This is a genomic window from Gilliamella sp. BG2, assembly GCF_046635645.1.
GTDB classification, from domain to species: domain Bacteria; phylum Pseudomonadota; class Gammaproteobacteria; order Enterobacterales; family Orbaceae; genus Gilliamella; species Gilliamella bombi.
In genome coordinates, this window is sequence record NZ_JBIDFF010000005.1 from 1 (window position 1) to 22,631 (window position 22,631).

The window sequence follows — 22,631 nt, forward strand, 5'->3', positions numbered from 1 at the left end:
AAGCACAAAGCAACAGGGCGGATAGACGGAATGCAAGCGTTAGCTATGGCTTTTGGTGTAACAAATAAAGAAGATGAGTTGGAAAACAATTTATCAGATCACATCCTAAACGTAGGAATACGGTCCTTATAATGAATATTTTTAATTTATTTAAACGTAAATCGCAAGGCGTTACCACCTCTCAAGAGGTACCCAATTACATCGGTCTTTCACTAGATACTTACGCGGGTCGCAGAGTTAGCCCAGCCCTAGCTATGCAGCTAACAGCGGTGTTCGGTTGCGTGAGGGTATTAACAGAATCAGTTGGAATGTTACCTTGTTTTTTATATCAAGCGACCGATAAAGGGCGCAAGAAAGCACCTAAAGAAAAACTGTACTCGCTTTTGTACGTTGCACCAAATAACTATATGACACCGCAGGAGTTTTGGGAGTATCTAATCGGTTGTCTTTGTTTGCGAGGTAACTTTTACGCTTACAAAGTTAAAGTATTCGGTGAGGTCGTTGAGCTACTCCCGCTTTTACCTGGTAGCGTACAGCCCAAGCTTAATGAGAAATGGGAACCTGTTTATCAAGTCACATTCCCCGACGGCTCTTGTGATGTTTTATCCCAAGAGGAAATTTGGCATGTACGCACATTCTCAATGGATTCTTTAGTTGGACTAAGCCCTATTAGTTATGCACGGCACGCTATAGGGCTAGGTTTAGCAACGGAAGAACACGGCTCCAGACTGTTCAGTAATGGTGCGGTATCAAGTGGTGTATTACAAACTGACCAAGTGTTAACTGATGAAGCGTACAAACGATTAAAAGACAATTTTCAAGAGCGCCATCAAGGTTTATCAAATGCACATAAGCCAATGATTCTAGAAATGGGTTTAAAGTGGAGCAACATCAGTATGTCCGCCGAAGATGCCCAATTTCTAGAAACAAGGAAATTTCAATTAGAGGAAATATGCAGAATATTCCGAGTGCCGATGCACATGGTGCAAAACACAGACAGGGCTACATTTAATAATATTGAAAATCTAGGTATGGGATTTGTTAACTACTCATTAGTACCGTATCTAACACGTATTGAACAGCGCATAAATGTTGGTCTGGTTAATAAAGAAAAGCGAGGACAGTTTTATGCCAAATTCAATGTAGGAGCTTTATTGCGTGGCGATATGAAATCACGTTATGAATCGTACGCCACAGGTATTAACTGGGGCATTTTGTCACCGAATGAGTGCCGAGATTTGGAAGAGCGTAACCCAAGAGAGGGTGGTGACATCTATCTAACCCCAATGAATATGACTACTAAACCACAGGATAATAACAAAAATGCTAAACAAAAAGAGACTTGATATACCCTTTGAAATTAAGTCAATCAGTGATACAGGTGCGTTTACGGGCTACGGCTCGGTGTTCGGCGTAAAAGATAGTTATTCCGATATTGTGATTAAAGGTGCTTTTACGAATTCGCTTAATAAGTGGAAAGAAAAAGGGCGTTTACCTGCACTCCTTTGGCAACACAAAATGGACGAACCTATCGGCTATTACACAAAAATGGTTGAGGACGATAACGGATTATACCTTGAGGGGCAGTTATTAATTGATGATGATCCACTCGCAAAACGAGCACATGCTCATATGAAAGCAAAATCATTATCGGGATTGTCAATTGGCTATATATTAAACGATTATGATTATGACAAGGAAAAATCTGCATTCATTTTAAAGGATATTGACCTTTGGGAGGTTTCCGTTGTCACGTTCCCTGCCAACGATGAAGCAAGGATTGATAACGTAAAAAGTATTTTCGAAAGTGGGGATATACCGCCGCCGAAAGAAATAGAAAGAGTACTGCGTGACGTTGGACTCTCCAGAACTCAGGCAAAGGCGTTTATGTCTGAGGGATACTCTTCACTAAAACAGCGAGACGTTAGTAATAGCGAAGAAAACGCATTAAATATTTTAAAATCTATTTTTAACTAGGAGTTTATATATTATGGCAGTAGATCAAAAAGATGTTGAACTGGTCGCGCAAGAAATTAAAAATCAATTTGAGCAATTTAAAGCAACAAATGACAAGCGATTAGACGCTATCTCACAAGAAAAAAGTGCATTAGCTGAAAAGGTTGAAACCTTAAATGGCAAATTATCAGAATTAGATAATGTAAAAAATATGCTAGAAAACGAACTAAAAGAGGTCAAACGCCCTGCAGGCGGTAACAAACAAGCCTCAGCACATAAAGAAGCGTTTGCCATGTTCATCCGCAAAGGTGACGAACAAGGATTAGCCGAACTGGAACGAAAAGCAATGCAAACGGGTACGGATGCTGACGGTGGCTTTGCAGTACCAGAAGAACTAAATACTGATATTTTAGCCGCATTGCGTGATGAAGTTGTGATGCGTCAAGAATGTACGGTAATGACGGTTGGCACACCTGATTGGAAAAAGCTAACCAGTAAAGGTGGCATTGCTAGTGGTTGGGTCGGTGAAACCGATGAGCGAACAGAAACAGGAACACCAAAACTCGGTGTTATTTCTCCTGTCTGGGGTGAAATCTACGGTAATCCATACGCCACGCAAACCATGCTTGATGATGCCTTTTTTAATGTTGAATCTTTTATTGTGAATGAGCTTTCTCAAGAGTTTGCAGAAAAAGAAGAAGAGGCATTTACACTCGGTGACGGAAATAAAAAACCGAAAGGCTTTTTAGCTTACGAAACTACAGCGCAAGCAGATAAAGATCGCGATTGGGGTAAATTACAAAACGTTGTAGCAGGTGCGGCGAATCTAACAACTGATGATATTGTGAAGTTAACTTACACACTGCGTAAGGTCTATCGTTCAGGTGCTAAATTTATGATGAACAATCAATCATTGTTAGCGGTTCGTTTACTAAAAGATTCTAATGGTAATTACATCTGGCAACCAGGCTTACAAGTTGGCCAACCATCATTATTATCGGGTTTTGCTGTCGCTGAAAATGAGCAAATGCCTAATATCGGCGACAGCTCAGGCAAAGCACCAATCGCATTTGGTAACTTCAAACGTGGCTTTTATATCTTTGATCGCATTGGTATTCGTATGTTACGAGACCCATACACTAAGAAGCCATTTGTTGGATTCTATACAACCAAACGTGTTGGCTCTATGTTGAATGATAGCAATGCTATTAAAGTGTTAACTATGCCAGCGGTTCAATCACGTTCAGCAAAATCTTAACTGAAATGACAAGGCCCTTTATTAAATAAAGGGCTTAGAGGTTTTTATGTCTACCATAACTTATAAATTTCCAACGCTAGATGAAATCAAAAACCAATGTCGAATTGATAATGATGATGAAGACAATTTATTAAATATATATTTAAAGGCCGCAATTAGTAGAGCACAGAATTACACCAACCGTATATTTTATGAGGATGAAATACCGGCTGACGCATGCCCATCAGCCATGTTAGTTGAACCAGATGTAAAAATTGCAATTTTGTTGGCTGTGGGGTATTGGTATCAACAACGTGAAGATGTTGCTAACGAACAGTTATATTCTATTCCTCTTGGCTTCAATGCCTTATTAAACTCTTACAGGTATATACCAATATGATTAGAGCGGCAGGCAAACGAAATCAAAAAATATTGATTCGCCGAAGGTTTGATATTCCTGTTGGTTTTAGTGATGTAGATCCTGAATACTCAAAAGGTTTTTACAAATGGGCTAAAGTCACACAACCGAACTCTGCAACCTATTTTAATTCAATTCAGACCGAGAATGTAATCACTCATTATTTCGAAATAATTGCCAACGACGGGATGCCAATATCTGTTGATTATGAAATTGTTTGGAACTGTTCAGTTTATCGAATTAAACGATGTCGTTGGTTAGATCAGTTAAAAAAATATCTTTTACTTGAATGTGAGGAGTTTGCACTAAATGAATGATTACAACGTTCATGTTGATTTTAAATTAACCGAAGTGGCTGAACTTGACCGAAAAAAATTGCGTAAAACCTTCGTCAAAATCGGTAGAAAAATTCAAGCAACATCACGCGCATTAGTCAGTAAAAAACAGGTTTCCAAAAGTGGTGAATATCCGGGATATCGAAGTGGTAAGTTGAGTCGTTCTATCGGTTATAAAGTGCCTCGTCCTACATCACGGCGACCAGGACTCATGGTTATTGTGATGCCGAATGTTAAAGGCGGAAACAATATGGAAAAGCTAATGGGTCCGTATTATCCAGCATTTTTATTTTATGGCGTTAGGCGTAATGCAAAACGAGGGAAAAGCCATAAAAAAGGAGCATCAGGTGGAACGCCTTGGCGCATTGCACCACGTAAAAACTTTATGATTGATGCGTTAAATAAAGAATCATCATGGAGTAAATACACGTTAGCTAAAGAGCTAGTCAACTCAATGAAGCAGGTTAAACAATGAAATTATCACATATCGTCCACACATTGCGTCATTTTAGCCCTAGCTTTGAAGGTCGTGTTGGGGGAGCTGCTGAATTTTCAGCTATTAAAGATACAGCATTTTTAAAATTACCTGCCGCTTATGTGGTTCCGCTTGATGATAGAGCAGAAGATAACCAGTCACAAACGGATTATTGGCAAAATGTGACTGAGGGGTTTGGAGTTATTGTTGCATTAAAGCCACTTGATGAGCGAGGACAACACGAAGCATACGACATTGTCGAAAACATAAAAACCGAACTTTGGCGAGCATTGCTTGGCTATGAACCTTCACCTGCGCATTATCCTATTCAATATGATGGTGGTGATTTACTTGATTTAGATCGAGGGAGAATTTTTTATCAATTTAATTTTAGCGCAGTGCGGGAAGTTGGGTTTGATGATACTCGACAATATTTTGATTTAAACGCTATTGATAACCCAATTCCTGATCCTGACTGGCAACCCGATATAAACAAACCAGATATTACCGAACCTCCGCAGTACAACCCGTTAAACATCGGCGACTTTGATACTTTAGCAGGGGCTGTTAATGAACAGGATTCAAAGGTAACCGTTAATTTTGAACACAATAATATCTATGAGGGCAATAATGATAATTAAACCAGTGAGTGGCAAGCAGGTATATGACCCCAATAGCGGGGATTATTTACCAGCAGACGGTCGTAATGTTGAGTTTAACCAATACTGGGCTAGACGACTAACAAATAATGATGTTGAAGAAGTTACAAACATCAAAGTAAAACAAGAAAAAAAGGTAGCTAAAAATGACAATTAGTTTTAACAACATTCCTAGCAATATAAAAGTGCCGCTATTCTATGCGGAAGTGGATTCCTCTGCGGCCAATACAATCCAAGATAGCGGTGCTTCATTAATTATTGCTTATCCATTGGCTGAAAGTCCAATTGAGCGTAATAAACTTATTATTATGCCAACAGCAGATCACGCTAAAAAACTAGCAGGACGAGGCAGCCAATTATCTAGAATGGTTGAAGCTTATCGCAACACTGATACTTTTGGTGAGCTTTTTGTTATTGCGGTAGATGAGCCAATTGCGGGGTCAAATTCAACTGGTACCATTCAAATATCGGGGACAGCGGAAGAAACAGGCACATTAAGTCTCTATATCGGCAACAGTAAAATTCAATCACGAGTAACTGTTTCTGATACTGCTGAAACCATAGCAAACGGCTTACATAATGCGATTAATACTCATCTTGATTTACCTGTTACCGCAACCGTGACGAATAGTACAATAACGCTAACAGCTAAAAACAAAGGGTTGAGTGGCAATGACATTCCTTTGTGCTTTAACTACTATGGCACAATTGGCGGAGAAGAAACACCTGACGGATTAAATATTACAATCGTGCAAATGCATGGCGGAACAGGTACTCCAGATTTAACGCCCGTTATTGCGGCTATGGGTGACAAACTCCTTGATTTTATCGCATTCCCATTTAATGACTTATCATCTTTGGCAACATTTAATCATGAAATGGATGATACTACGGGTAGATGGAGCTATGCGCGCCAATTGTATGGACATGCTTATACCGCTAAAAAAGGTGATTTATCCGAACTTGTAGAGTTTGGCGATAAATTAAATTACCAACATATTACCGTTGCAGGTTATGAGAAAACCATTCAAACGGGTATTGATGAATTAATTGCGATGCGAACTGCTCGTAATGCTGTATTTATTCGTAATGATCCGGCTCGACCAACGCAAACTGGATTATTAAATGGTGCATTGCCAGCATCTGATAGCAATCAGTTTACACTAACAGAGCAACAATCATTATTAAGCCATGGCATTGCGACAGCATATGTTTCTAGCGGTAATTTATTAATTCAGCGAGATATCACTACATATCAACGTAACAGTTACGGCATTGCGGATAATAGCTATCTTGATAGTGAAACACTTCATACACTTGCATATGTATTACGTAAATTACGTAGCGTGATCACATCGAAATACCCACGTCATAAACTGGCTAACGACGGAACCAGATTTGGTGCAGGGCAGGCAATTATTACACCCGCAGTAGCTAAGGCGGAAATCAACGCCACTTATCGTCAACTAGAATTATTAGGCTTAGTTGAAAATTTTGATGTATTCAAGAAGAACTTAATTGTTGAACGAAATGTTAACGACCCAAATCGATTGGATGTGTTATTCCCACCCGATCTCGTTAATCAACTACGCGTTTTTGCTGTGTTAGCACAGTTTAGATTGCAATATCCAGAGGAGAAAAACTAATGACACAACGACGTATTGCAGGAACAACTTACATTAAAGTTGATTCTATCCAGTTATCGTTAACGGGCGGTATTGAAGTCCCAATGAATACTAACGTTAAAGAAAGTATTTTGGGGTTAGATAATAGCGTTCACTATAAAGAAACATTCCGTGCACCCTACATTAAAGGGACTTTTAAAGTACCGAGTGATTTTCCAATCGACAAGTTAATGTCTAGCGATTCAATGACAGTTACAGCAGAACTTGCCAACGGTAAGGTTTACGTTTTATCTAATGCTTGGGTTGAAGGTGAAGTTAATCACAATGCCGAAGAAGGTACAGCAGAAATCGAATTTCACGGTGAAGAAGGATTTTATCAATAATGAAAGAAATTAAATTATCACAGCCGATTATGGCACACGGCAATGAGTTACATGTACTCGAATTAAAAGAGCCTACAGTCAAAGATATCAAAAAATTAGGCTTTCCATTTGATGGCAATATGATTGGTGACCCTAAAAAAGTGGCTGATTACATTGTTGCGCTAGGTAACGTTACGCCAAGCTCCGTTGAGCAACTTACACCCTATGATTTTTTAATGATTACGGGTGAAATTATGATGTTCTTCGGCCCAAAGGAGAAGGAGGAGAATACAGCGGAGGAACAACCGACAGCGGAATAATTACAATCGAATATCTTGTAAACCTTTGTTTTGACCTCGCCAAGTACTGGCAACTTTCCCCTTTTTATATCATAGAAGAACGTTCACTATCCGAAGTTTTTGAATTATGTGAACAAGCAAATCGCATAGAAAATAGCAAGGAATCATAAATGGCAGGCTTTAACTTAAAAGCAGTGGTGACATGTGTTGATAAACTGTCACCTCAATTAAATACCATGAAAGGCAAACTTGAAAAGTTCCAAAAAAAAATGAACAAATCAGGCTTTGGCAAACTTGGTTTAAAAGATGCTGTAACAGGTTTGGCTATTTCTGCGCCGTTTGTTAAAGGGGTGAAAGATGCGATGGCGTATGAAGAAGTGATGGCTGACATTAGGAAAGTCGTTGACTTTGATACGCCTGAACAATTTAAACAAATGGGCCAAGATATTCGTGAAATGTCATTATCATTACCGATGGCTGCGAAAGATATTGGAGCTATTGTTGCCGCAGGCGGGCAAGCAGGTATACCCAAAGAGGATTTAAAGCAGTTTGCCGAAGATGCCGTAAAAATGGGTATTGCTTTTGACACATCAGCCGAAGAAGCAGGTAGTACAATGGCTACTTGGCGCACAGCTTTAAAACTCACTCAAAGTGAAGTTGTTGGGCTATCCGACAAGATCAATTTATTGAGTAACACACAAAATGCAAAAGCAAAAGATATATCAAGCGTTGTATCACGGATCGGTACACTTGCAGCAACCTCAGGGGTTAGTGCAGATAAATTAGCGGCATTAAGTTCAACAATTATTGCAACGGGTACCAATACCGATCAAGCGGCTACAGGTATTAAAAACTTTATGCTGACGCTAACATCAGGAAAAGCAGCGACAGCGAAACAACAAAAAGCTTTGCAACAGTTAGGTTTCACATCAACTCAAATAGCGAAAGGGATGCAGAAAGACGCCGAAGGGACGATCATGTCGGTACTTGAATCGCTAGGTAACGTGTCGGAGGACAGGCGTACTGCTGCATTAACGGTTTTATTTGGAAAAGAAAGTGTTGCCGCAATATCGCCATTACTCAACAATATGGAGTTATTAAAGGAAAACTTTAAACGTGTCGGTGATCAATCGCAGTATGCTGGATCAATGCAGAAGGAGTATGAATCCCGTTCAAACACGACGGCAAATAAACTACAGCTTTTTAACAATGCGCTAACCAATATTAGTTTATCAATTGGTGATGCGCTGTTACCTGAATTTACTGAGTTATTAAATCAAATGCAGCCGCTAGTTGTTTCATTCGGTCATTTCATCCAAGAAAACCCTGAACTAGTGAAGATGGTTGCAATGGCGGTTGCGGGGTTAATTGGTCTTCGTGTTGCGTGTGCGGGGGTGAATATCATTGTTGGCGCGCTATCAACAGGGATCAGTATTTACAACGGCGTGCTCAAAGCTAATGAATTGGCAACAAAGTTTCATTCGGCAGCTCAAATAAAATTATCAAATGTATTTAAAAAGGTACGTGCAGCATCAATGGCTTTAAATGCGGTAATGGCGGCGAACCCAATAGGATTTATTATGACTGGCATTGCTATCGCCGCAGTGTTAATTATCACATACTGGGATGATATAGTTAAATTTTTTAAGTGGTTGTGGGGGGTGATTAAGCCTTATGTAATGCCGATTATCAATTTCTTTATTGAAGGGTTCAAAGTTGGAGCTTCTTTTATTGTTAATGCTTGGGGTGCTGTTAGTAAGTTCTTTAGTGGATTATGGGAATTTATCAAACCCTTTGTCATGCCTATCATTAACTTCTTTATAGCAGGTTTTAAAGCAGGCGGTGAAGGGATTGTAAAATCATGGGAAGTTGTAGGTAAATTCTTTAATGGTATCTGGGAGTTTATCAAGCCTTATGTAATGCCGATAATTAATGTATTTGTCGAACCATTTAAAAATGCGGGGGAAGCTATTCCAAAAGTGTGGGAAAGTGTTCAGAATTTCTTTAAAAACTTGTGGGATAACGTTAAGTCAGGCATCCAACCGCTACTAGATGCGTGGGACTATATTTTTGGTGATGATGAAAAGGAAGTAAAAGTTAAGATTGATACGGCAAATTTACCGAAAGAAATGGCGAAACCAATGGTTACATATCCGTATTATCAAGCACCACAAATGCCACTAAACAACTTTTCAAATAATAATGTAAATCGCAACAGTAAAGGCGAGCTTGTTGTTAAGTTTGAGAATGCACCGAATGGCACAGTAGTAAAAGAGACAAAACAGGCATCAGGTTTTAATACTAAAACTGACGTTGGCTGGAATCCCTACGCTAACTTTGGGAGAAATTAATGAGTTTTATGAGCTTTATGAACTTAAACTGGTTAAATAATTTATTGCCGGCCAGTTTCCGAGGTGTTCCTTTTCAAGTTAGCGGTACATCATCAGAGTTTGGACGGCGGAATCAGACGCATGAATACCCGTTTAGAGATGTACCCTATACCGAAGATCTGGGACGTTCAGCACGTAAAAATAAAATTGACGCCTTTGTGGTTGGTGATGATCACAAAGAACAAGCTGAAAAACTTGTAGAGGCAATTGAAGAAGAGGGAGCAGGAACATTAATACATCCTATTCTTGGCGAACTTAATGTCAATATTGTGGGTACAGCAACAGTCAGCAACTCCGTTGAAAACGGTCGAATGAGTGTTATTTCATTTTCATTTGTCGAAGCTGGTGAGTTAATATTCCCTGATTCGTCGGTAGCGACTGATGATGTAGTTGATGAAAATGCAGATAATGTAGATCAGGCACTATTAGATGCGTTTGAAGATTTTGACTTAATTGATGCGCCTGATTTTGTACAGCACAGCATTCTTGATGACACCATGTCAATTTTAAATGACATCGCTGATGCTTATAATGCGATAACTCCGTATGTTAATGATGCGGTTAAAATCCTAAATGGTGACTTGTCGCCAATCCTTGGTGCGGGTGGTTCATCCATTATTAATTCAATCAAAAATGTTTGGAAGAGTGCAACAAAATTTTCCAATTCTATAAATGGGTTGATAGCAAGAGCAAAAGTATTTAACGGTATATCATTTATAAAAAGCATTTTACCCGGTGCTATTTGGTCAACCGATAGCAAATCAACTAAAAAAAGAAAGAAAAATCAAAACTTAATTAATACTGCTATTCGAGTAACCGCACTAACAGAAGCATCACGAATAATCGCATCACTACCGAAACAGGTTGAAGATAAAAGGAAGCAAGCTTTTGCTCCTGTGGCATTAGAATCAACAAAAGGTAAAAAAGAGCATTCTTTTGACCAAGATCATACGTTACCAACTCATCATTCAACGGCTAACATAACAAACACTCCCGTATCAACATCATCAACAGTTGAAAAAAGTAACACAATTTCATTTGATGATTTACTGGATATCAAAGAATCCATTAATGAATCCTTTGATAAAGAATTGTCACGAACCGAGCATGATGGTTTATACATTGCGCTAGTAAAATTAAAGGCTGCGGTTAACCAAGATATCAATGCACGCTTAATCAAAATAGAAAAAACAATTGTCTATATTCCTAATGAAGTGTTGCCTGATTTGGTTTTAGCTCACTATCTTTATAACAATGCTATGCGTTGTGAGGATATATCGATTCGCAACAACATTCTTCATCCTGGTTTTATTCCTGTTAAAGAGCTGCGAGTACCGAAACCATGAATCAAAATAAAGTTTTTTTGAAAGTTAACCGTCAGTATTTTGGTGGCTGGACTGATGTAAGTATTTCGGCAGGTATTGAACGGCTAGCCCGTGATTTTAATGTCACTATCACCCGTCAATGGCCTTCATCAACTGACAATACAGAAACAAAAATTGATGTTAAAAATGGTGATTTAGTTGAAGTGTATATCGATGATGATGTGGTTTTAACCGGTTACGTTGAAGCGTTGCCGATTCGGTACGATGCAGGGTCGCTATCAATGGGCATTGTCGGTAGGAGTAAAACGGCTGATTGTGTTGATTGTAGTGCGGTACCCAAACAATATAGCGGTAGTTCAACTATTCAAGTTATTCAAGATTTGGTTAAACCATTCAAACTGAATGTTATTAATCAAGGCAGTGATGCAGGTTCCGTTAGTATTCAAGCGGATCAGGGGGATACCGTTTTTGATGTCATTAGTAAAATAATGGGCATGCAACAAATTGTTGTGTTTGATGATGAGCAAGGGCAAGTAATAATTGGTGATATTGGTTCAGATGAGGCAAACACAGCTTTGGTTTTAGGGGCTAATATTTTGTCTGCGGATACTGAAAAGAGTATCAAAGAACGGTATTCCGATTATTTTGTCTCAGGGCAAGGCGTCGGTGATGATGAAAACTTTGGTGAAGCAACACTAGCATCAGTTAGATCCACATCTAAAGATGAAGGGATCTTAAGATACCGCCCTCTAATCATTAAACAGTCTGGCGATTCGAATAACGGTACTTGCCAAGAACGCTGTGAAATGGAAAAAGTGCTGAGAGCAAGCAAAACCAGAGAAGTTACATACACGGTTCAAGGTTGGCGGCAAGGTGATGGAACGTTATGGAAACCGAATCAAATGGTTGTCGTTGATGATCCGCTACTGGGTTATGATAATGAAAAACTGGTTATTGCCGAAGTTAAATACAGCTTAAGCAGTCGAGGAACGTTATGTGAATTAAAAGTAGGACCCGTTGAAGCATATTTGCCAGATAGGAAGAAAACCAAGAAGAAAAAAGGTAAGAAAGCCGATGGCGAGGTATTTTAATGCGTAAAGTTTTAAATAAAATAATGAACCTTGTATCTCGTTGCTATATCACATTCAGTAATAGCGCAAGCAAATGCCAGACGTTGCAAATCAAAATGTCGGGAGGTGAACAAAAAAGTGATGTCGAGCATATCGAGCCATACGGGTTCACATCAAGACCATTGGATGGCGCAGAAGCAGTGGCGCTATTCTTAGACGGCGATAAGTCGCATGGAGTTGTTCTGGTAGCGGGCGATCGTCGCTATCGTATTAAGTCGCTTAAAAAAGGTGAAGTTGCTGTTTATACAGATGAAGGCGATTACATTATTTTTAATCGCAATAATGAAATCAATGTAAAAACAAAAAAATTTATTGTGAATGCTGATGATGCAATAGAGTTAAATACAAAAAGCTTAACAGTTAACGCATCATCAGGAACACAATTTAATACACCATCATTAAAATCTTCTGGGGAAATAGAGGATAAAACTAGCACTATTTCAGATATCAGAACCGTTTATAATGGTCATACACATAACGAAACAAACACGGTAACACGCAATCCAAATCACAAAATGGGTTAGTTTGTATAGACGTTTAATTCAAAGGGGACAAATTGCGCCTTTATTCTGTCAAAATAATACGTCATTTCAAAAGGCGCATCTTTTGCTAATACCCACAGATGTCCCGCTTGTTTTAAAGCATCGTCTTTGGATGCCAGTTTAGGCTGTAACATCCTCATTACAGAATATGTTGAACACAACATACCTTGTCGTGCTTGCTCATTTTTAGCATTGCCAGTAGATGTTATTTGTATGTTGGTTAATTTATCTTTTTCGTTAATTTTTAATATGACAGTAAACGTAACGTTACCTAGATTAAATTCTTGATAACCGTTTGCACCATCATTTATTAAACGCAACTCATCTACTTTCATTTCTGCACATTGTGGAATTGTGTTGAAGTATTTTTTTACCCCTTTATCAAACTGTTTAGCGGTTAATGACAGAGCTTTTTGTTCTGCGCTCGCTGAGGCTGTTAATAAAACTAAAACTAACAAAAACAATCTTTTCATTCTTTATTCCTTATTCTGTGAGTTAGTAACATGTTTATAAACGTTAATGACAAATTGATGTCAATGTCATCACATACAAAACCACTGTATCGATCTTTAATAATTTCGCTATTCACATGGCGAAGAAAAAACGCCAGTGATGATTCAGAACACCCTTACGGTTGGTGGGGCGATTCTTATCCTAGTATAGCAAATGACAAAATTGGGTCACGCCTTTATTTATTGGCTCGCTCAAAATTAACCAATCAAACAGCGAACTTTGCAAAAATTTATATAAAAGAGGCTGTGCAATGGATGATTGATGACGGGATAGCTTCTCGAATAGATGTTTCAGTAAAGCGAACCGATTTAACTGTTTTAGTTGCTACTATCAATATTTACAAAAAAGATGGCAGCAATGAAGAATTTAGGTTTGACAATTTATGGAGTGATATTAATGTCTAGTGGATTTTCAAGACCAACATTACCCGATTTAATCACAACAATACGCAATGATTTATATGCTCGACTAGCTGTTGATGATGAATTAATTTCACTGCGACGCAACGATCCTGAAGTCTATGGGCGAGTTATAGCGGGGGCTACCCATGTGTTATTGGGCTACATTGAAAATATGGCTAAAAATATTTTACCTGATCAGGCCGATGAAGAGTGGTTAACTCGACATGGAAATATGAAGCGTTGCTATAGAAAACAACCTACGCCTGCGGTTGGTTATATTCGATTTGATGAAGTGGCTGATGGCATTGTTATTAATAAAGACCAAAAGGTCAGGCGTCAAGTTGATCAGTGCATGTATACAGTTACCAAAACGACAACATCAGCAAATAATGTTTTAAGAGTGCCTGTAGTGTGTGATGAGGTAGGCAAAAAAGGGAATTGTGATGATGGTACCAGTATGTCACTGATTACCCCTGTTACTGGTCTATCATCAACTTGTTTTGCTGATTCTATTGAGTCAGGTGCTGATGTCGAGGATTTAGAATCTTTTAGGAAACGAGTTATCGATAGATGGTATTACACACCTCAAAGCGGCGCAGATCAAGATTATGTACAGTGGGCCAAAGAGGTTCATGGTGTTACACGAGCTTGGTGTTATCGTCATTGGGCTGGGGCGGGTAGCGTTGGCGTGATGGTTGCAAATAGTGATCCCGTTAATCCCGTTTTAGACAATACCACAATTCAAAATATCAAAAAACATATCGAGCCATTAGCCCCCGTTGCCGGCTCTATGCTAATTGTTTTTTCACCGATACCTAAGCCAATTAATTTTAAAATTATGGTCACACCTGATAACCCAGAAATTCGTTACCAAATAGAAGCCGAGTTAAAAGAATTTTTGCTACGGGAAGGGAAACCACAATCAACAATATTTAGATCGCGTATTAGCGAAGTGATTAGCTCTTCATTCGGCGAGTATGCTCATGAATTAGTTTACCCCGATAAAGATATTTTTGTAGAAAAAAATCAGGTAGCTGTCTTCGGAGGTATTGAGTGGATTTAGAAAAACAATACCGAAGCATGGTAGGGCACCTATTACCATACGGCCCAGCATGGAATAAATCAGAGCCAATCCTTTTATCGCTAGCATTAACACTATCAAAAACTCACGTTCGATTAGATGATTTAATGCAAGAGATTAATCCTAAAACGACGACAGAGCTGATAGATAGATATGAGCAAATTTGCGGATTACCAGATAGTTGTTACCCATCCGAGGTTCAGACACTAACTACTCGGCGCAACCGTTTAGACTCTAAAATAAATTTGATCGGTGGCATAAGTAAAAAATTTTTTTTACAAGTTTTAAAAGCCAACGGCTATTCAGACGCCACGATTACAAACTATAACAATGATGTTTTTACCTGTGAATCAACATGCCAAGACTATTTATATGATGAAGAGTGGCGTTTTTATTGGATTGTAAACATACCTCACAATTATCAAATAACAGAAATGACCTGTAACGACGGGTGCGATTCGCATTTGAGAACGTGGGGGGATAAACAAATCGAATGCATAATTGAAAAATTATGCCCATCACATACTTATGTAATTTTTAAATACGGAGCAATCAATGCATAGAATTGACACATCTACTGCCCAAAGAGATAAGTTTGGTCAAGGGAAAAATGGCTTTACTCGCGGTAATCCACAAACAGGCACGCCAGCAACACAACTAGACTATCTATATTGCGATGCCATTCAAGAAGAAATCGCCAACGCGATTGAGTCAGCAGGCATTAAACTGGATAAATCAAAGCATGACCAACTCGCTACAGCCATTAAAGAATTTGTCAAAAAAGGTAGCGTAAAGCTTAACTCATCAACTAACAGCACATCAGAAACCGAAGCAGCAACACCGCTGGCTGTGAAAAAAGTGAATGATCAGGCTGTTACAGCGTACGACAGAGCAAATATAGCAAACGCAAATGCTATTTCAGCTAACAGTAATGCTAATAATGCACACAGAAATATTGAAAACCTCGGTGGTAGAATATCAAACATTGAACATAAATTTGTGCCAACTACTACAGAATCACGAGTGTACTCAAATGATAAGAAAACGTATTTATTAGTGCGCGATGATGGTATTGTCGCCGCGTATAATACAGATAAAAATCAAATGGTTTGGGGGTTTGATGCGAAAGGAGAACTCGGGGTTGGCACTATTCATTCGAGTCATATTTTGGGTTTGTCTGAGCACGTGACAAACATGTTTAATCAATCTTTTGGTCAGCACGGATACACTAAGATGCCGAACGGATTAATTACACAATGGGGTATAGCGAACAGTCTCGGAGCGGATGGAAAAAATGGCACATTACAGTCGTTTTTTATTGCATTTCCGAATGCGTGTTTTTCAGTAGTCACGAGCGATGTTGGTAACGGCGTTAACCCAACCGCTGCTGCGCCGGTGTCAAATTCACAATTTAGATGTTGGGGGAAAACCCCAATAAACGGCGCCCCCTACTCAAATACATCAATGTTTTACATAGCGATAGGATTTTAAATATGAAACATTTTTACAGTCATACAACACAATCATTTTATATAGATGAAATTAATCATGAAATACCAACTGATTCTATTGAAATCACTGAAGAACAGCATAATGAGCTATATAACGCAATGAACAAAGGTTGCGTTATATTTAATGATTTAACGTACTCTGATGCGCCACCTTCATCATTTCATAAATGGAACAAGAAAAATAAGAAATGGATGTTAGATAAAGAAGCTGAAAAAGAGTTTAAAATCAAACAACATGAAGCTTTTAGAGATTCTTTATTAAATGAAGCTAATGCTGAAATTGATATTCTGAATCGTGCAATTAGATTGCGTCGTGCAACAGATGTAGATAAAAAACGGCTAGAACAATTAGAAAACTACACAATTGATTTATATGAATTAGATGTAAATGATATTAATGTAGTATTTCCAGACAAGCCTTAAAAAGTAAAAGTGGCAATTACGCCACTTTATCTTTATTTTTTATCATTTCAACTTGTTCAATTGCTTTTTCAATATCACTGAAATCGATCATTTCTTTATTTAGTAAATGATGTTCCAAATCCCACCATTTCAATTCCAATAATTTATCTATGATATCATCTGAAAAACGATATCGTATAATCTTTGCAGGAATGCCTGCTACAATAGCATATGGAGGAACATCTTTAGTGACAACTGCTGATGAACCAATAATAGCTCCGTCACCTATTTTTATTCCTGTTTGTATAACAACATTTGCACCGATCCAAACGTCATTGCCGATTGTTGTGATTTCTAATGAATTGAATTTGTCGGTTTCATTATATTGAAATGGGTGTGTTGACAGCCAATTTGTGGGATGTCTATCTGCGCCTATGTTGATATTTGCAGCAATTGAGCAATATTTACCAATATGCGCATTTTTAATCAAACCGCTGATAATATACGAATGAGCGCCAACCTTACAATTATCACTAATAGAAACTTGCGCCCAAACAGTTGCTGTCTCAGCGATTGATTGAGATTTTCGAACACTATAGTCTAAATTTTTTCGCAGTTTAAATCCTGTTTTTTTATAAAACCAATATCTAAATCCCATGCAATTAAATCAATTATACTAACAATATTAAAATTATAACAAAATATTAATAACAAACACACTATCAATTATTTCGGATAATTGTATTTGTTTTTTGCGTATAAACAGTGCAGTTATCTGGAATATCTTTATTTACAAATGACATTGCACCAATTTTTACATTATTACCTATTTTTATTTCACCACCCAAAATAACGGAGTTTGAGCCAATATAAACATTATCGCCCATAATAATATGCATGTGCCCATGACCATAGCCTATGGTAACATTCTGATGAATAAATAAATTTTCACCAATTGTTACATTTTCTCCAATTGTTATTGAATAAGGATGTGGGAAATGTAGATTTTTACCTATTTTTGCACCAAGATGAATATCGATTTTAAATTTATATACTAATTTTTTTTGAATATTCCAAGCGATTTCCTTTTGTTTTTTATTTCCATGCATATACATTTCATGAGCTAAACGCCACCAAAATAGGTATTTTTTATGTGTTGAATTTATTCTGATATGTGATATTAAAATACGGTAAATAGATACCCTTTTACGTCTAGTAAATTCTGCTTGCCAGCATTCTTTCAAATGCGTCAAATCATAAGTCATTAAAAATTTAATTATATGTATGTATTTCATAGGACTATTCGATTTAATTAGATAATTGAGATATTAACAAACACACTATCAATCTTCAACTTAGACTTTTTAGTACTTGAATTTAGTATTAATACAATCCCAATAATTTGTTGAATAAATCTTTCCTATTTAGATAACTTAAATTATAATCGCTCAAAGTTAACAACGTGAGTTGTGGATAATTTTCTAACAAAAAGGTTGCATATTATGACAAATTTAACGTGCTTTGATGTAGCAAACTACATTCTTTCATTAAATGATAACGATGCCGGTGACCTTATTTCAAATTTGAAGCTACAAAAACTAGTTTATTACACTCAAGGCTTTTCTTTAGCTATCTTGGGTAAACCTTTATTTAATGAAAAAATAGAAGCATGGATGCACGGACCTGTTATTCCCGACCTATACCATAAGTACAAGAGTTTTGGTTCTGGAGCAATAGATACAGATAACCTCGACATTGATTTTAGTAAGTTTTCTGAAGATGAAAAAGAGTTAATTCAAGATGTATTTAATATGTACGGACAATACTCAGCATGGAAATTACGAAATTTAACGCATGAAGAACCAACATGGATTGGTGCATATGGTCGAGGTGATTCTACAGAAATTTCCTTAGATAGCATGAAAAAATACTTTTTAACGCAAATAGAAAATTAACTTTTTGTTCATGGCCAAAATAAAGTACCCAAACAAACAAGATAATTCAATAATAAAACCAAGAGAAAATAAAAAGGTTTCTACAAACACATTCACACCCATATTTTCATTTGAGCACATGATAGACAAGTGTCATTGTGTAGATTGTTGTGAAAATGATGATTTAGTTGCATTGGTCAAGAGAATAAGATTATTGAGCAAAATAACATGGAATCAAATACTTTCATCTTCCAGACATAAATTGGGGTGTGAAAAAATTGCTAGGGACTCCATTAACGAAAAAATTCCAACAAAATTACATGGTCAGGAAGACATTAATTTTTTATCTTTAAGGTTTAATGGAATGAAGCCGATGATTGGATTTAGAGAAGATCGTATATTTCACATAATTTGGATTGATTTTGATTTTAAAGTTTATAAGCATGAATAAATCATTATAGTTAACTCATCAAATAGACCAAACACCATTCTCAATCTTCAACTTACAATACTCAACAGCGTCATGTAACATCACAAAATCGGCGATATCGTATAGCGTTTTTGCTGTTTGATAGAACACATAATTGTGCTCGTTGTCGCTGTTGATAATGTAGCATTCGCCCGATAGCTCTATTTCGAAATCGTGTAATCATATATATGTTGTATTGAAGTATAAAAGTGAGTACATATTTGAGTACAGATTTAATTGCGTTTGAAGTTAAAATCTATAATAAACAAAGTTATACGTTAGATGTTTCATAATCGTGGAAGTAAAAAGTTGGCTGTACTTGGTTATTTTTCATTTTGTAACCATATATTTTATGTTTTCTGTAAAGAAACTCATAAATTTCATTATATATACTCAAAATAATCAGCTTCTTTTCCCCATTTTATATGGGGGGTTAGAATAATCTATTATTTACAAGATAGAAATTAATCAATTCAAAATTTTCAATGAAATCTATCATTACACAGAATAAACATTTTGAATGATTTAAAATGAGTATAATTTATTCTTAATTGGTTGGTGCACTTTCGATAATGTCGGCTAATTTTTCAAGTGTTAGCCTTAAAAATTTTGGCATAGCTTCCAACTCTATAGAATCCATTAAGTTTTTTACATATAACCCTAATTCAGTATCACCTTCAACAATCAAACGACGTTGAAAAAATAGCGTATCGGGATCTTGTCGTCTAGTTGCTATCATAATCAAATCATTAGCATTACCTATAAAGCTTACATCAGCAATTTCTTCTCGGCTAACAACTAATTTGTTAACGATTAAACTAACAAACCACACAAGTTCCAGATCAGTAACTTGAATTTTAAGCCAACGATTTTCTAAAAAATCCAGTTCACCATCTTCTAGAGAATGTTCAAATTGTAATTTCAATAATTGCTCTATGGTTTGTTTTTTGACATTAAAAGGAATGTATCGTAAGGTAAGCCCCAAAATATGGGGCGCTTTATTGACAAACTGTGAATGAATTTTGTTTAGAATTTGGCTTTTTGCTCCAATCATTTATGCATCCCCAGAAATCATTTTTTCATAAATATCCAGATCGTTATTTAAATGTTCATAAACTTCTTCGCTCACTTCATTACGAACTTTCATTTGTAGTAAAGCTGTACGTTCTGCACCAATTGCAACTAGACGCATACGTCTTTCTAAGTTTTCAGCCTCTAGTGCTTTTTGTTCTAAATCTTTAAGTCCAGTTCGGCGTCTTAATGAACCAATGACACGAGAACCAATTTCATGTATAATTTCCTGATCTAAGCCAGATTCAGACGTTTCTTGCAATAAATTATTTTGCATTTTTTCAAGACTGATAATCGCTTCTTCTGCCATTTGACCTTTAACTGATAAAATTTCATTTTTTTGTTCAGAATTATCTAAAATTACACTACCTCGTAACAAGATAGGTAAGATTATCACCGCTGCAATCAATGATATTAATATGATACCTGTCGCAATAAAGACCAGTTGATAACGTCCATTAATTGTCATTGGAATAGATAAAACACCAGCTAGAGTGATAGCTCCTCTAACGCCAGCAAATGTTGAAATTAAAAGATCTCTGGTTGAGTATGCCCTAAATGCAAGAGGTCTCTTAGTTCCAAAAGGCATCGTTGGCATATGTTTCATTGACCATAACCAAGCAAATCTAGTTCCCATCAATACAGCAAAAACGAATAAAACAATTAAACATAGTTGCCATACCTCAATTGAGGTATCAATTTGGTTTTCTACAAAAGTATTATTAAAAATGCTTGGTAGTTGAATACCTAATAAAACAAATACAAATCCATTAAACACAAAGGTTAACATTGACCATGTACTATCTGATTGCAAACGTGCAGTTAAAGGTGCGTTTCGCATCATACCAGAATGGTTGACTGTCATACCTGCGCTTACTGCTGCTAAAATACCAGAGCAATGACATTCCTCAGCAATGATATAGGCGGCAAAAGGTAGTAAAAATAGTAATACTATTTGAATAGCGGGATCATTGTGAGTAAGCTTATTTATTTTACGCATGATACGTGCATATAACCAAGTAAATAAAACACCAATAGCTAATCCACCAATAGCAACTACAAAAAACTGGACACTAACATCAAAGATATTGAATACTGCATCACCAACGGCAATAGCAATAGCAAATTTTAAAGAAACCAAACCTGAAGCATCATTCATCAATGCTTCACCTTCGATGATTTCCATCTTTTCTTTTTCAATACGACCTTTACCTACAATTCCACTTAATGCTACGGCATCTGTTGGCGATAAAACTGCGGCTAATGCAAATGTTGCAGCTAGATCGATTCCTTTTGGTAACATCCAATAAAGTAAATAACCAACAGCTACAATTGTTATTACAACTAAAACTAGCGCTAGCCCAACAATTTCTCTAACATTGTGCACAAAATCTTTTACCGATGTTTTGCGCCCATCGGCAAAGAGTAAAGGTGGAATGAATAAAACAAGAAATAACTCTGGGTCAAATTTGACATAAACTCCAAAGGCAGCCAATATACAACCTAATAATATTTGCATTAGAGGCAATGGGATTTGTATTGGTAGCATTTTAATAACAACACCAGAAAGTGATACAATTAAAACTAGTAGTAAAATTATTGAAAAAAGATCCATAGTTCCTCTTTTATTTATCCTATAATCCTATTGTTTACATTGATTATATCGGATCTTTAACTAAATTTCAGTTGAAAATTTCATAGATTTATCTAAATTTTGCTCAGATACAATTATTAACCAAAAAACAGTAGTGTAATTGAAAGGTATTTTGAATGGAAAATTGGCAAAGAGCATTTATACTACATACTCGTTCTTATACTGAAACTAGTTTATTAGTCGATCTATTTGTTGAAAATATTGGAAAAGTAAAGGTATTAGCTAAAGGTGCTAAGCGAAAAAGCTCTGCCTTGAAAGGTATGTTGCAACCTTTTACTCCACTTATTGTGCAATACTCAGGCCAAGGTGAAATAAAAACATTGCGTCAGGTTGAAGCTATGTCGCTTGCATTGCCATTGGTATCTGTTTTTTTGTATAGCGCATTTTATTTAAATGAACTATTACATCGAGTTTTAGTTGCAGAAGCAGAAATGCCAACTCTTTTTGATGATTATCTAAAAAGTCTGCAACAATTAGCCCAACAGGTTCCTGCTGAAAATGTGTTGCGAGCTTTTGAATTATCGTTATTAGAAAATTTAGGATATCACGTTGATTTTTTTCACTGCTGTGTAACTGGCGATGACATTGTTAAATCGATGCATTATCAATATCAATCGGAAAAAGGATTTATCAGTAGTTTATTACAAAATAGCATCAGCTTTACTGGCGAGCAGGTTTTAGCTTTAGGAAAACGTCAATTTGATAATATCGATACGTTAAAAGCAGCTAAACGCTTTACTAGGATGGCGTTGAAACCTTATGTAGGATCAAAACCATTCAAAAGCAGAGAGCTATTTCTAAAAATTTAGTTTTGCTAATTTGGCTGCTCGATTTAAAAGAGT

27 protein-coding genes and 1 pseudogene are annotated in these 22,631 nt (G+C 36.8%); 23 read left to right on the plus strand and 5 right to left on the minus strand.

Going from position 1 to position 22,631, the window contains the following annotated elements; all coding sequences use genetic code 11:
* Positions 1-131: 131 nt before the first annotated feature.
* The 15 genes from ACGH6Q_RS03185 to ACGH6Q_RS03255 all read left to right on the plus strand — a co-directional run bounded on the left by ACGH6Q_RS03185 (position 132) and on the right by ACGH6Q_RS03255 (position 12,735).
* The gene (locus ACGH6Q_RS03185; protein ID WP_411591846.1) at positions 132-1,346 is read left to right on the plus strand and encodes a phage portal protein; all 1,215 of its coding nucleotides are present in this window, start codon (positions 132-134) and stop codon (positions 1,344-1,346) included.
* Positions 1,324-1,977 carry an HK97 family phage prohead protease gene (locus ACGH6Q_RS03190; RefSeq protein WP_160425548.1) on the plus strand — a complete coding sequence of 218 codons (654 nt, stop codon included), beginning with the start codon at positions 1,324-1,326 and terminating at the stop codon, positions 1,975-1,977. The genes ACGH6Q_RS03185 and ACGH6Q_RS03190 overlap by 23 nt, the downstream gene beginning before the upstream one ends.
* A gap of 13 nt (positions 1,978-1,990) precedes the next feature.
* Positions 1,991-3,214 (plus strand): phage major capsid protein, encoded by a 1,224-nt coding sequence (locus tag ACGH6Q_RS03195; RefSeq protein ID WP_411591849.1) that lies wholly within the window; start codon positions 1,991-1,993, stop codon positions 3,212-3,214.
* Between the two features lie 46 nt (positions 3,215-3,260).
* Complete coding sequence (locus ACGH6Q_RS03200; RefSeq protein WP_065590930.1) at positions 3,261-3,593, plus strand: head-tail connector protein; 333 nt, start codon at positions 3,261-3,263, stop codon at positions 3,591-3,593.
* Entirely contained in the window at positions 3,590-3,928 is a 339-nt protein-coding gene (locus ACGH6Q_RS03205; RefSeq protein ID WP_411591852.1) for a head-tail adaptor protein, read from the plus strand. The genes ACGH6Q_RS03200 and ACGH6Q_RS03205 overlap by 4 nt, the downstream gene beginning before the upstream one ends.
* Positions 3,921-4,421 (plus strand): hypothetical protein, encoded by a 501-nt coding sequence (locus ACGH6Q_RS03210; RefSeq protein WP_267380569.1) that lies wholly within the window; start codon positions 3,921-3,923, stop codon positions 4,419-4,421. The genes ACGH6Q_RS03205 and ACGH6Q_RS03210 overlap by 8 nt, the downstream gene beginning before the upstream one ends.
* Positions 4,418-5,062: a hypothetical protein gene (locus ACGH6Q_RS03215; protein WP_411591855.1), complete on the plus strand. Its 645-nt coding sequence runs from the start codon at positions 4,418-4,420 to the stop codon at positions 5,060-5,062. Before ACGH6Q_RS03210 ends, ACGH6Q_RS03215 begins: the two co-directional genes overlap by 4 nt.
* The gene (locus tag ACGH6Q_RS03220) at positions 5,052-5,237 is read left to right on the plus strand and encodes a DUF2635 domain-containing protein (protein ID WP_267380573.1); all 186 of its coding nucleotides are present in this window, start codon (positions 5,052-5,054) and stop codon (positions 5,235-5,237) included. Before ACGH6Q_RS03215 ends, ACGH6Q_RS03220 begins: the two co-directional genes overlap by 11 nt.
* Positions 5,227-6,726: a phage tail sheath subtilisin-like domain-containing protein gene (locus ACGH6Q_RS03225; RefSeq protein ID WP_411591857.1), complete on the plus strand. Its 1,500-nt coding sequence runs from the start codon at positions 5,227-5,229 to the stop codon at positions 6,724-6,726. Before ACGH6Q_RS03220 ends, ACGH6Q_RS03225 begins: the two co-directional genes overlap by 11 nt.
* Positions 6,726-7,088 carry a phage tail tube protein gene (locus tag ACGH6Q_RS03230; RefSeq protein WP_091123698.1) on the plus strand — a complete coding sequence of 121 codons (363 nt, stop codon included), beginning with the start codon at positions 6,726-6,728 and terminating at the stop codon, positions 7,086-7,088. The genes ACGH6Q_RS03225 and ACGH6Q_RS03230 overlap by 1 nt, the downstream gene beginning before the upstream one ends.
* On the plus strand, positions 7,088-7,387 hold the full coding sequence (locus ACGH6Q_RS03235) for a phage tail assembly protein (RefSeq protein WP_411591860.1): 300 nt from the start codon (positions 7,088-7,090) through the stop codon (positions 7,385-7,387). The genes ACGH6Q_RS03230 and ACGH6Q_RS03235 overlap by 1 nt, the downstream gene beginning before the upstream one ends.
* Before the next feature lie 149 nt (positions 7,388-7,536).
* On the plus strand, positions 7,537-9,717 hold the full coding sequence (locus tag ACGH6Q_RS03240; protein ID WP_411591863.1) for a phage tail tape measure protein: 2,181 nt from the start codon (positions 7,537-7,539) through the stop codon (positions 9,715-9,717).
* A complete protein-coding gene (locus tag ACGH6Q_RS03245) occupies positions 9,717-11,102 on the plus strand; it encodes a DNA circularization protein (protein ID WP_411591866.1) in 1,386 nt (461 codons plus the stop codon). The genes ACGH6Q_RS03240 and ACGH6Q_RS03245 overlap by 1 nt, the downstream gene beginning before the upstream one ends.
* Positions 11,099-12,172 carry a phage baseplate assembly protein gene (locus tag ACGH6Q_RS03250; protein WP_411591868.1) on the plus strand — a complete coding sequence of 358 codons (1,074 nt, stop codon included), beginning with the start codon at positions 11,099-11,101 and terminating at the stop codon, positions 12,170-12,172. Before ACGH6Q_RS03245 ends, ACGH6Q_RS03250 begins: the two co-directional genes overlap by 4 nt.
* Positions 12,172-12,735, plus strand: coding sequence for a phage baseplate assembly protein V (locus tag ACGH6Q_RS03255; RefSeq protein WP_411591870.1), 564 nt, complete (start codon positions 12,172-12,174; stop codon positions 12,733-12,735). Before ACGH6Q_RS03250 ends, ACGH6Q_RS03255 begins: the two co-directional genes overlap by 1 nt.
* Here the strand turns inward: ACGH6Q_RS03255 and ACGH6Q_RS03260 are convergent.
* Positions 12,732-13,226 carry a hypothetical protein gene (locus ACGH6Q_RS03260; RefSeq protein ID WP_411591872.1) on the minus strand — a complete coding sequence of 165 codons (495 nt, stop codon included), beginning with the start codon at positions 13,224-13,226 and terminating at the stop codon, positions 12,732-12,734. The two genes, ACGH6Q_RS03255 and ACGH6Q_RS03260, sit on opposite strands and share 4 nt — an antisense overlap.
* Before the next feature lie 57 nt (positions 13,227-13,283).
* Between ACGH6Q_RS03260 and ACGH6Q_RS03265 the strand changes: the two genes are divergently transcribed.
* From ACGH6Q_RS03265 to ACGH6Q_RS03285, 5 genes are read left to right on the plus strand one after another with little or no spacing between them, the layout of a single operon-like run.
* On the plus strand, positions 13,284-13,670 hold the full coding sequence (locus tag ACGH6Q_RS03265) for a phage GP46 family protein (protein WP_411591874.1): 387 nt from the start codon (positions 13,284-13,286) through the stop codon (positions 13,668-13,670).
* Positions 13,663-14,730 carry a baseplate J/gp47 family protein gene (locus ACGH6Q_RS03270; protein WP_411591876.1) on the plus strand — a complete coding sequence of 356 codons (1,068 nt, stop codon included), beginning with the start codon at positions 13,663-13,665 and terminating at the stop codon, positions 14,728-14,730. The genes ACGH6Q_RS03265 and ACGH6Q_RS03270 overlap by 8 nt, the downstream gene beginning before the upstream one ends.
* Positions 14,731-14,747: 17 nt before the next feature.
* Positions 14,748-15,311 (plus strand): YmfQ family protein, encoded by a 564-nt coding sequence (locus ACGH6Q_RS03275; RefSeq protein WP_411591952.1) that lies wholly within the window; start codon positions 14,748-14,750, stop codon positions 15,309-15,311.
* Positions 15,304-16,239, plus strand: a complete 936-nt coding sequence (locus ACGH6Q_RS03280; RefSeq protein ID WP_411591878.1) for a phage tail protein — start codon at positions 15,304-15,306, stop codon at positions 16,237-16,239. The genes ACGH6Q_RS03275 and ACGH6Q_RS03280 overlap by 8 nt, the downstream gene beginning before the upstream one ends.
* 2 nt (positions 16,240-16,241) lie before the next feature.
* Complete coding sequence (locus ACGH6Q_RS03285; RefSeq protein ID WP_411591880.1) at positions 16,242-16,682, plus strand: tail fiber assembly protein; 441 nt, start codon at positions 16,242-16,244, stop codon at positions 16,680-16,682.
* Between the two features lie 114 nt (positions 16,683-16,796).
* Here ACGH6Q_RS03285 and ACGH6Q_RS03290 read toward each other — a convergent pair.
* Both ACGH6Q_RS03290 and ACGH6Q_RS03295 read right to left on the minus strand, forming a co-directional pair.
* A pseudogene (locus ACGH6Q_RS03290) lies at positions 16,797-17,007 on the minus strand (CatB-related O-acetyltransferase); the annotation flags it as partial.
* Positions 17,008-17,383: 376 nt separating this feature from the next.
* Positions 17,384-17,956, minus strand: a complete 573-nt coding sequence (locus ACGH6Q_RS03295) for a serine O-acetyltransferase (RefSeq protein WP_411591882.1) — start codon at positions 17,954-17,956, stop codon at positions 17,384-17,386.
* Positions 17,957-18,163: 207 nt separating this feature from the next.
* On the opposite strand from ACGH6Q_RS03295, the gene ACGH6Q_RS03300 reads away from it, so the two are divergent.
* Positions 18,164-18,616, plus strand: a complete 453-nt coding sequence (locus tag ACGH6Q_RS03300) for a Panacea domain-containing protein (RefSeq protein WP_411591883.1) — start codon at positions 18,164-18,166, stop codon at positions 18,614-18,616.
* Between the two features lie 10 nt (positions 18,617-18,626).
* The gene (locus ACGH6Q_RS03305) at positions 18,627-19,046 is read left to right on the plus strand and encodes a hypothetical protein (RefSeq protein ID WP_297223815.1); all 420 of its coding nucleotides are present in this window, start codon (positions 18,627-18,629) and stop codon (positions 19,044-19,046) included.
* Between the two features lie 565 nt (positions 19,047-19,611).
* On the opposite strand, the gene ACGH6Q_RS03310 is transcribed toward ACGH6Q_RS03305, so the two are convergent.
* Positions 19,612-20,118: an SCP2 domain-containing protein gene (locus tag ACGH6Q_RS03310; protein WP_411591886.1), complete on the minus strand. Its 507-nt coding sequence runs from the start codon at positions 20,116-20,118 to the stop codon at positions 19,612-19,614.
* Complete coding sequence (locus ACGH6Q_RS03315) at positions 20,119-21,750, minus strand: Na+/H+ antiporter (RefSeq protein ID WP_411591888.1); 1,632 nt, start codon at positions 21,748-21,750, stop codon at positions 20,119-20,121.
* A gap of 155 nt (positions 21,751-21,905) precedes the next feature.
* Between ACGH6Q_RS03315 and recO the strand changes: the two genes are divergently transcribed.
* Entirely contained in the window at positions 21,906-22,598 is a 693-nt protein-coding gene (recO, locus tag ACGH6Q_RS03320) for a DNA repair protein RecO (RefSeq protein ID WP_034913129.1), read from the plus strand.
* The last annotated feature ends 33 nt before the right edge of the window (positions 22,599-22,631 follow it).

What these genes read in the sequence shown, in the direction of transcription:
- ACGH6Q_RS03315 (WP_411591888.1), bottom strand. Translation starts at nt 21,750, where the DNA reads ATGGATCTTTTTTCAATAATTTTACTACTAGTTTTAATTGTATCACTT.
- ACGH6Q_RS03245 (WP_411591866.1), top strand. Translation starts at nt 9,717, where the DNA reads ATGAGTTTTATGAGCTTTATGAACTTAAACTGGTTAAATAATTTATTG.
- ACGH6Q_RS03210 (WP_267380569.1), top strand. Translation starts at nt 3,921, where the DNA reads ATGAATGATTACAACGTTCATGTTGATTTTAAATTAACCGAAGTGGCT.
- ACGH6Q_RS03265 (WP_411591874.1), top strand. Translation starts at nt 13,284, where the DNA reads ATGTCAATGTCATCACATACAAAACCACTGTATCGATCTTTAATAATT.
- ACGH6Q_RS03300 (WP_411591883.1), top strand. Translation starts at nt 18,164, where the DNA reads ATGACAAATTTAACGTGCTTTGATGTAGCAAACTACATTCTTTCATTA.
- ACGH6Q_RS03215 (WP_411591855.1), top strand. Translation starts at nt 4,418, where the DNA reads ATGAAATTATCACATATCGTCCACACATTGCGTCATTTTAGCCCTAGC.
- ACGH6Q_RS03280 (WP_411591878.1), top strand. Translation starts at nt 15,304, where the DNA reads ATGCATAGAATTGACACATCTACTGCCCAAAGAGATAAGTTTGGTCAA.
- ACGH6Q_RS03270 (WP_411591876.1), top strand. Translation starts at nt 13,663, where the DNA reads ATGTCTAGTGGATTTTCAAGACCAACATTACCCGATTTAATCACAACA.
- ACGH6Q_RS03255 (WP_411591870.1), top strand. Translation starts at nt 12,172, where the DNA reads ATGCGTAAAGTTTTAAATAAAATAATGAACCTTGTATCTCGTTGCTAT.
- ACGH6Q_RS03310 (WP_411591886.1), bottom strand. Translation starts at nt 20,118, where the DNA reads ATGATTGGAGCAAAAAGCCAAATTCTAAACAAAATTCATTCACAGTTT.
- ACGH6Q_RS03250 (WP_411591868.1), top strand. Translation starts at nt 11,099, where the DNA reads ATGAATCAAAATAAAGTTTTTTTGAAAGTTAACCGTCAGTATTTTGGT.
- ACGH6Q_RS03240 (WP_411591863.1), top strand. Translation starts at nt 7,537, where the DNA reads ATGGCAGGCTTTAACTTAAAAGCAGTGGTGACATGTGTTGATAAACTG.
- ACGH6Q_RS03190 (WP_160425548.1), top strand. Translation starts at nt 1,324, where the DNA reads ATGCTAAACAAAAAGAGACTTGATATACCCTTTGAAATTAAGTCAATC.
- ACGH6Q_RS03200 (WP_065590930.1), top strand. Translation starts at nt 3,261, where the DNA reads ATGTCTACCATAACTTATAAATTTCCAACGCTAGATGAAATCAAAAAC.
- ACGH6Q_RS03195 (WP_411591849.1), top strand. Translation starts at nt 1,991, where the DNA reads ATGGCAGTAGATCAAAAAGATGTTGAACTGGTCGCGCAAGAAATTAAA.
- ACGH6Q_RS03220 (WP_267380573.1), top strand. Translation starts at nt 5,052, where the DNA reads ATGATAATTAAACCAGTGAGTGGCAAGCAGGTATATGACCCCAATAGC.
- ACGH6Q_RS03285 (WP_411591880.1), top strand. Translation starts at nt 16,242, where the DNA reads ATGAAACATTTTTACAGTCATACAACACAATCATTTTATATAGATGAA.
- ACGH6Q_RS03225 (WP_411591857.1), top strand. Translation starts at nt 5,227, where the DNA reads ATGACAATTAGTTTTAACAACATTCCTAGCAATATAAAAGTGCCGCTA.
- ACGH6Q_RS03275 (WP_411591952.1), top strand. Translation starts at nt 14,748, where the DNA reads ATGGTAGGGCACCTATTACCATACGGCCCAGCATGGAATAAATCAGAG.
- ACGH6Q_RS03305 (WP_297223815.1), top strand. Translation starts at nt 18,627, where the DNA reads ATGGCCAAAATAAAGTACCCAAACAAACAAGATAATTCAATAATAAAA.
- ACGH6Q_RS03235 (WP_411591860.1), top strand. Translation starts at nt 7,088, where the DNA reads ATGAAAGAAATTAAATTATCACAGCCGATTATGGCACACGGCAATGAG.
- ACGH6Q_RS03295 (WP_411591882.1), bottom strand. Translation starts at nt 17,956, where the DNA reads ATGAAATACATACATATAATTAAATTTTTAATGACTTATGATTTGACG.
- ACGH6Q_RS03260 (WP_411591872.1), bottom strand. Translation starts at nt 13,226, where the DNA reads ATGAAAAGATTGTTTTTGTTAGTTTTAGTTTTATTAACAGCCTCAGCG.
- ACGH6Q_RS03230 (WP_091123698.1), top strand. Translation starts at nt 6,726, where the DNA reads ATGACACAACGACGTATTGCAGGAACAACTTACATTAAAGTTGATTCT.
- recO (WP_034913129.1), top strand. Translation starts at nt 21,906, where the DNA reads ATGGAAAATTGGCAAAGAGCATTTATACTACATACTCGTTCTTATACT.
- ACGH6Q_RS03205 (WP_411591852.1), top strand. Translation starts at nt 3,590, where the DNA reads ATGATTAGAGCGGCAGGCAAACGAAATCAAAAAATATTGATTCGCCGA.
- ACGH6Q_RS03185 (WP_411591846.1), top strand. Translation starts at nt 132, where the DNA reads ATGAATATTTTTAATTTATTTAAACGTAAATCGCAAGGCGTTACCACC.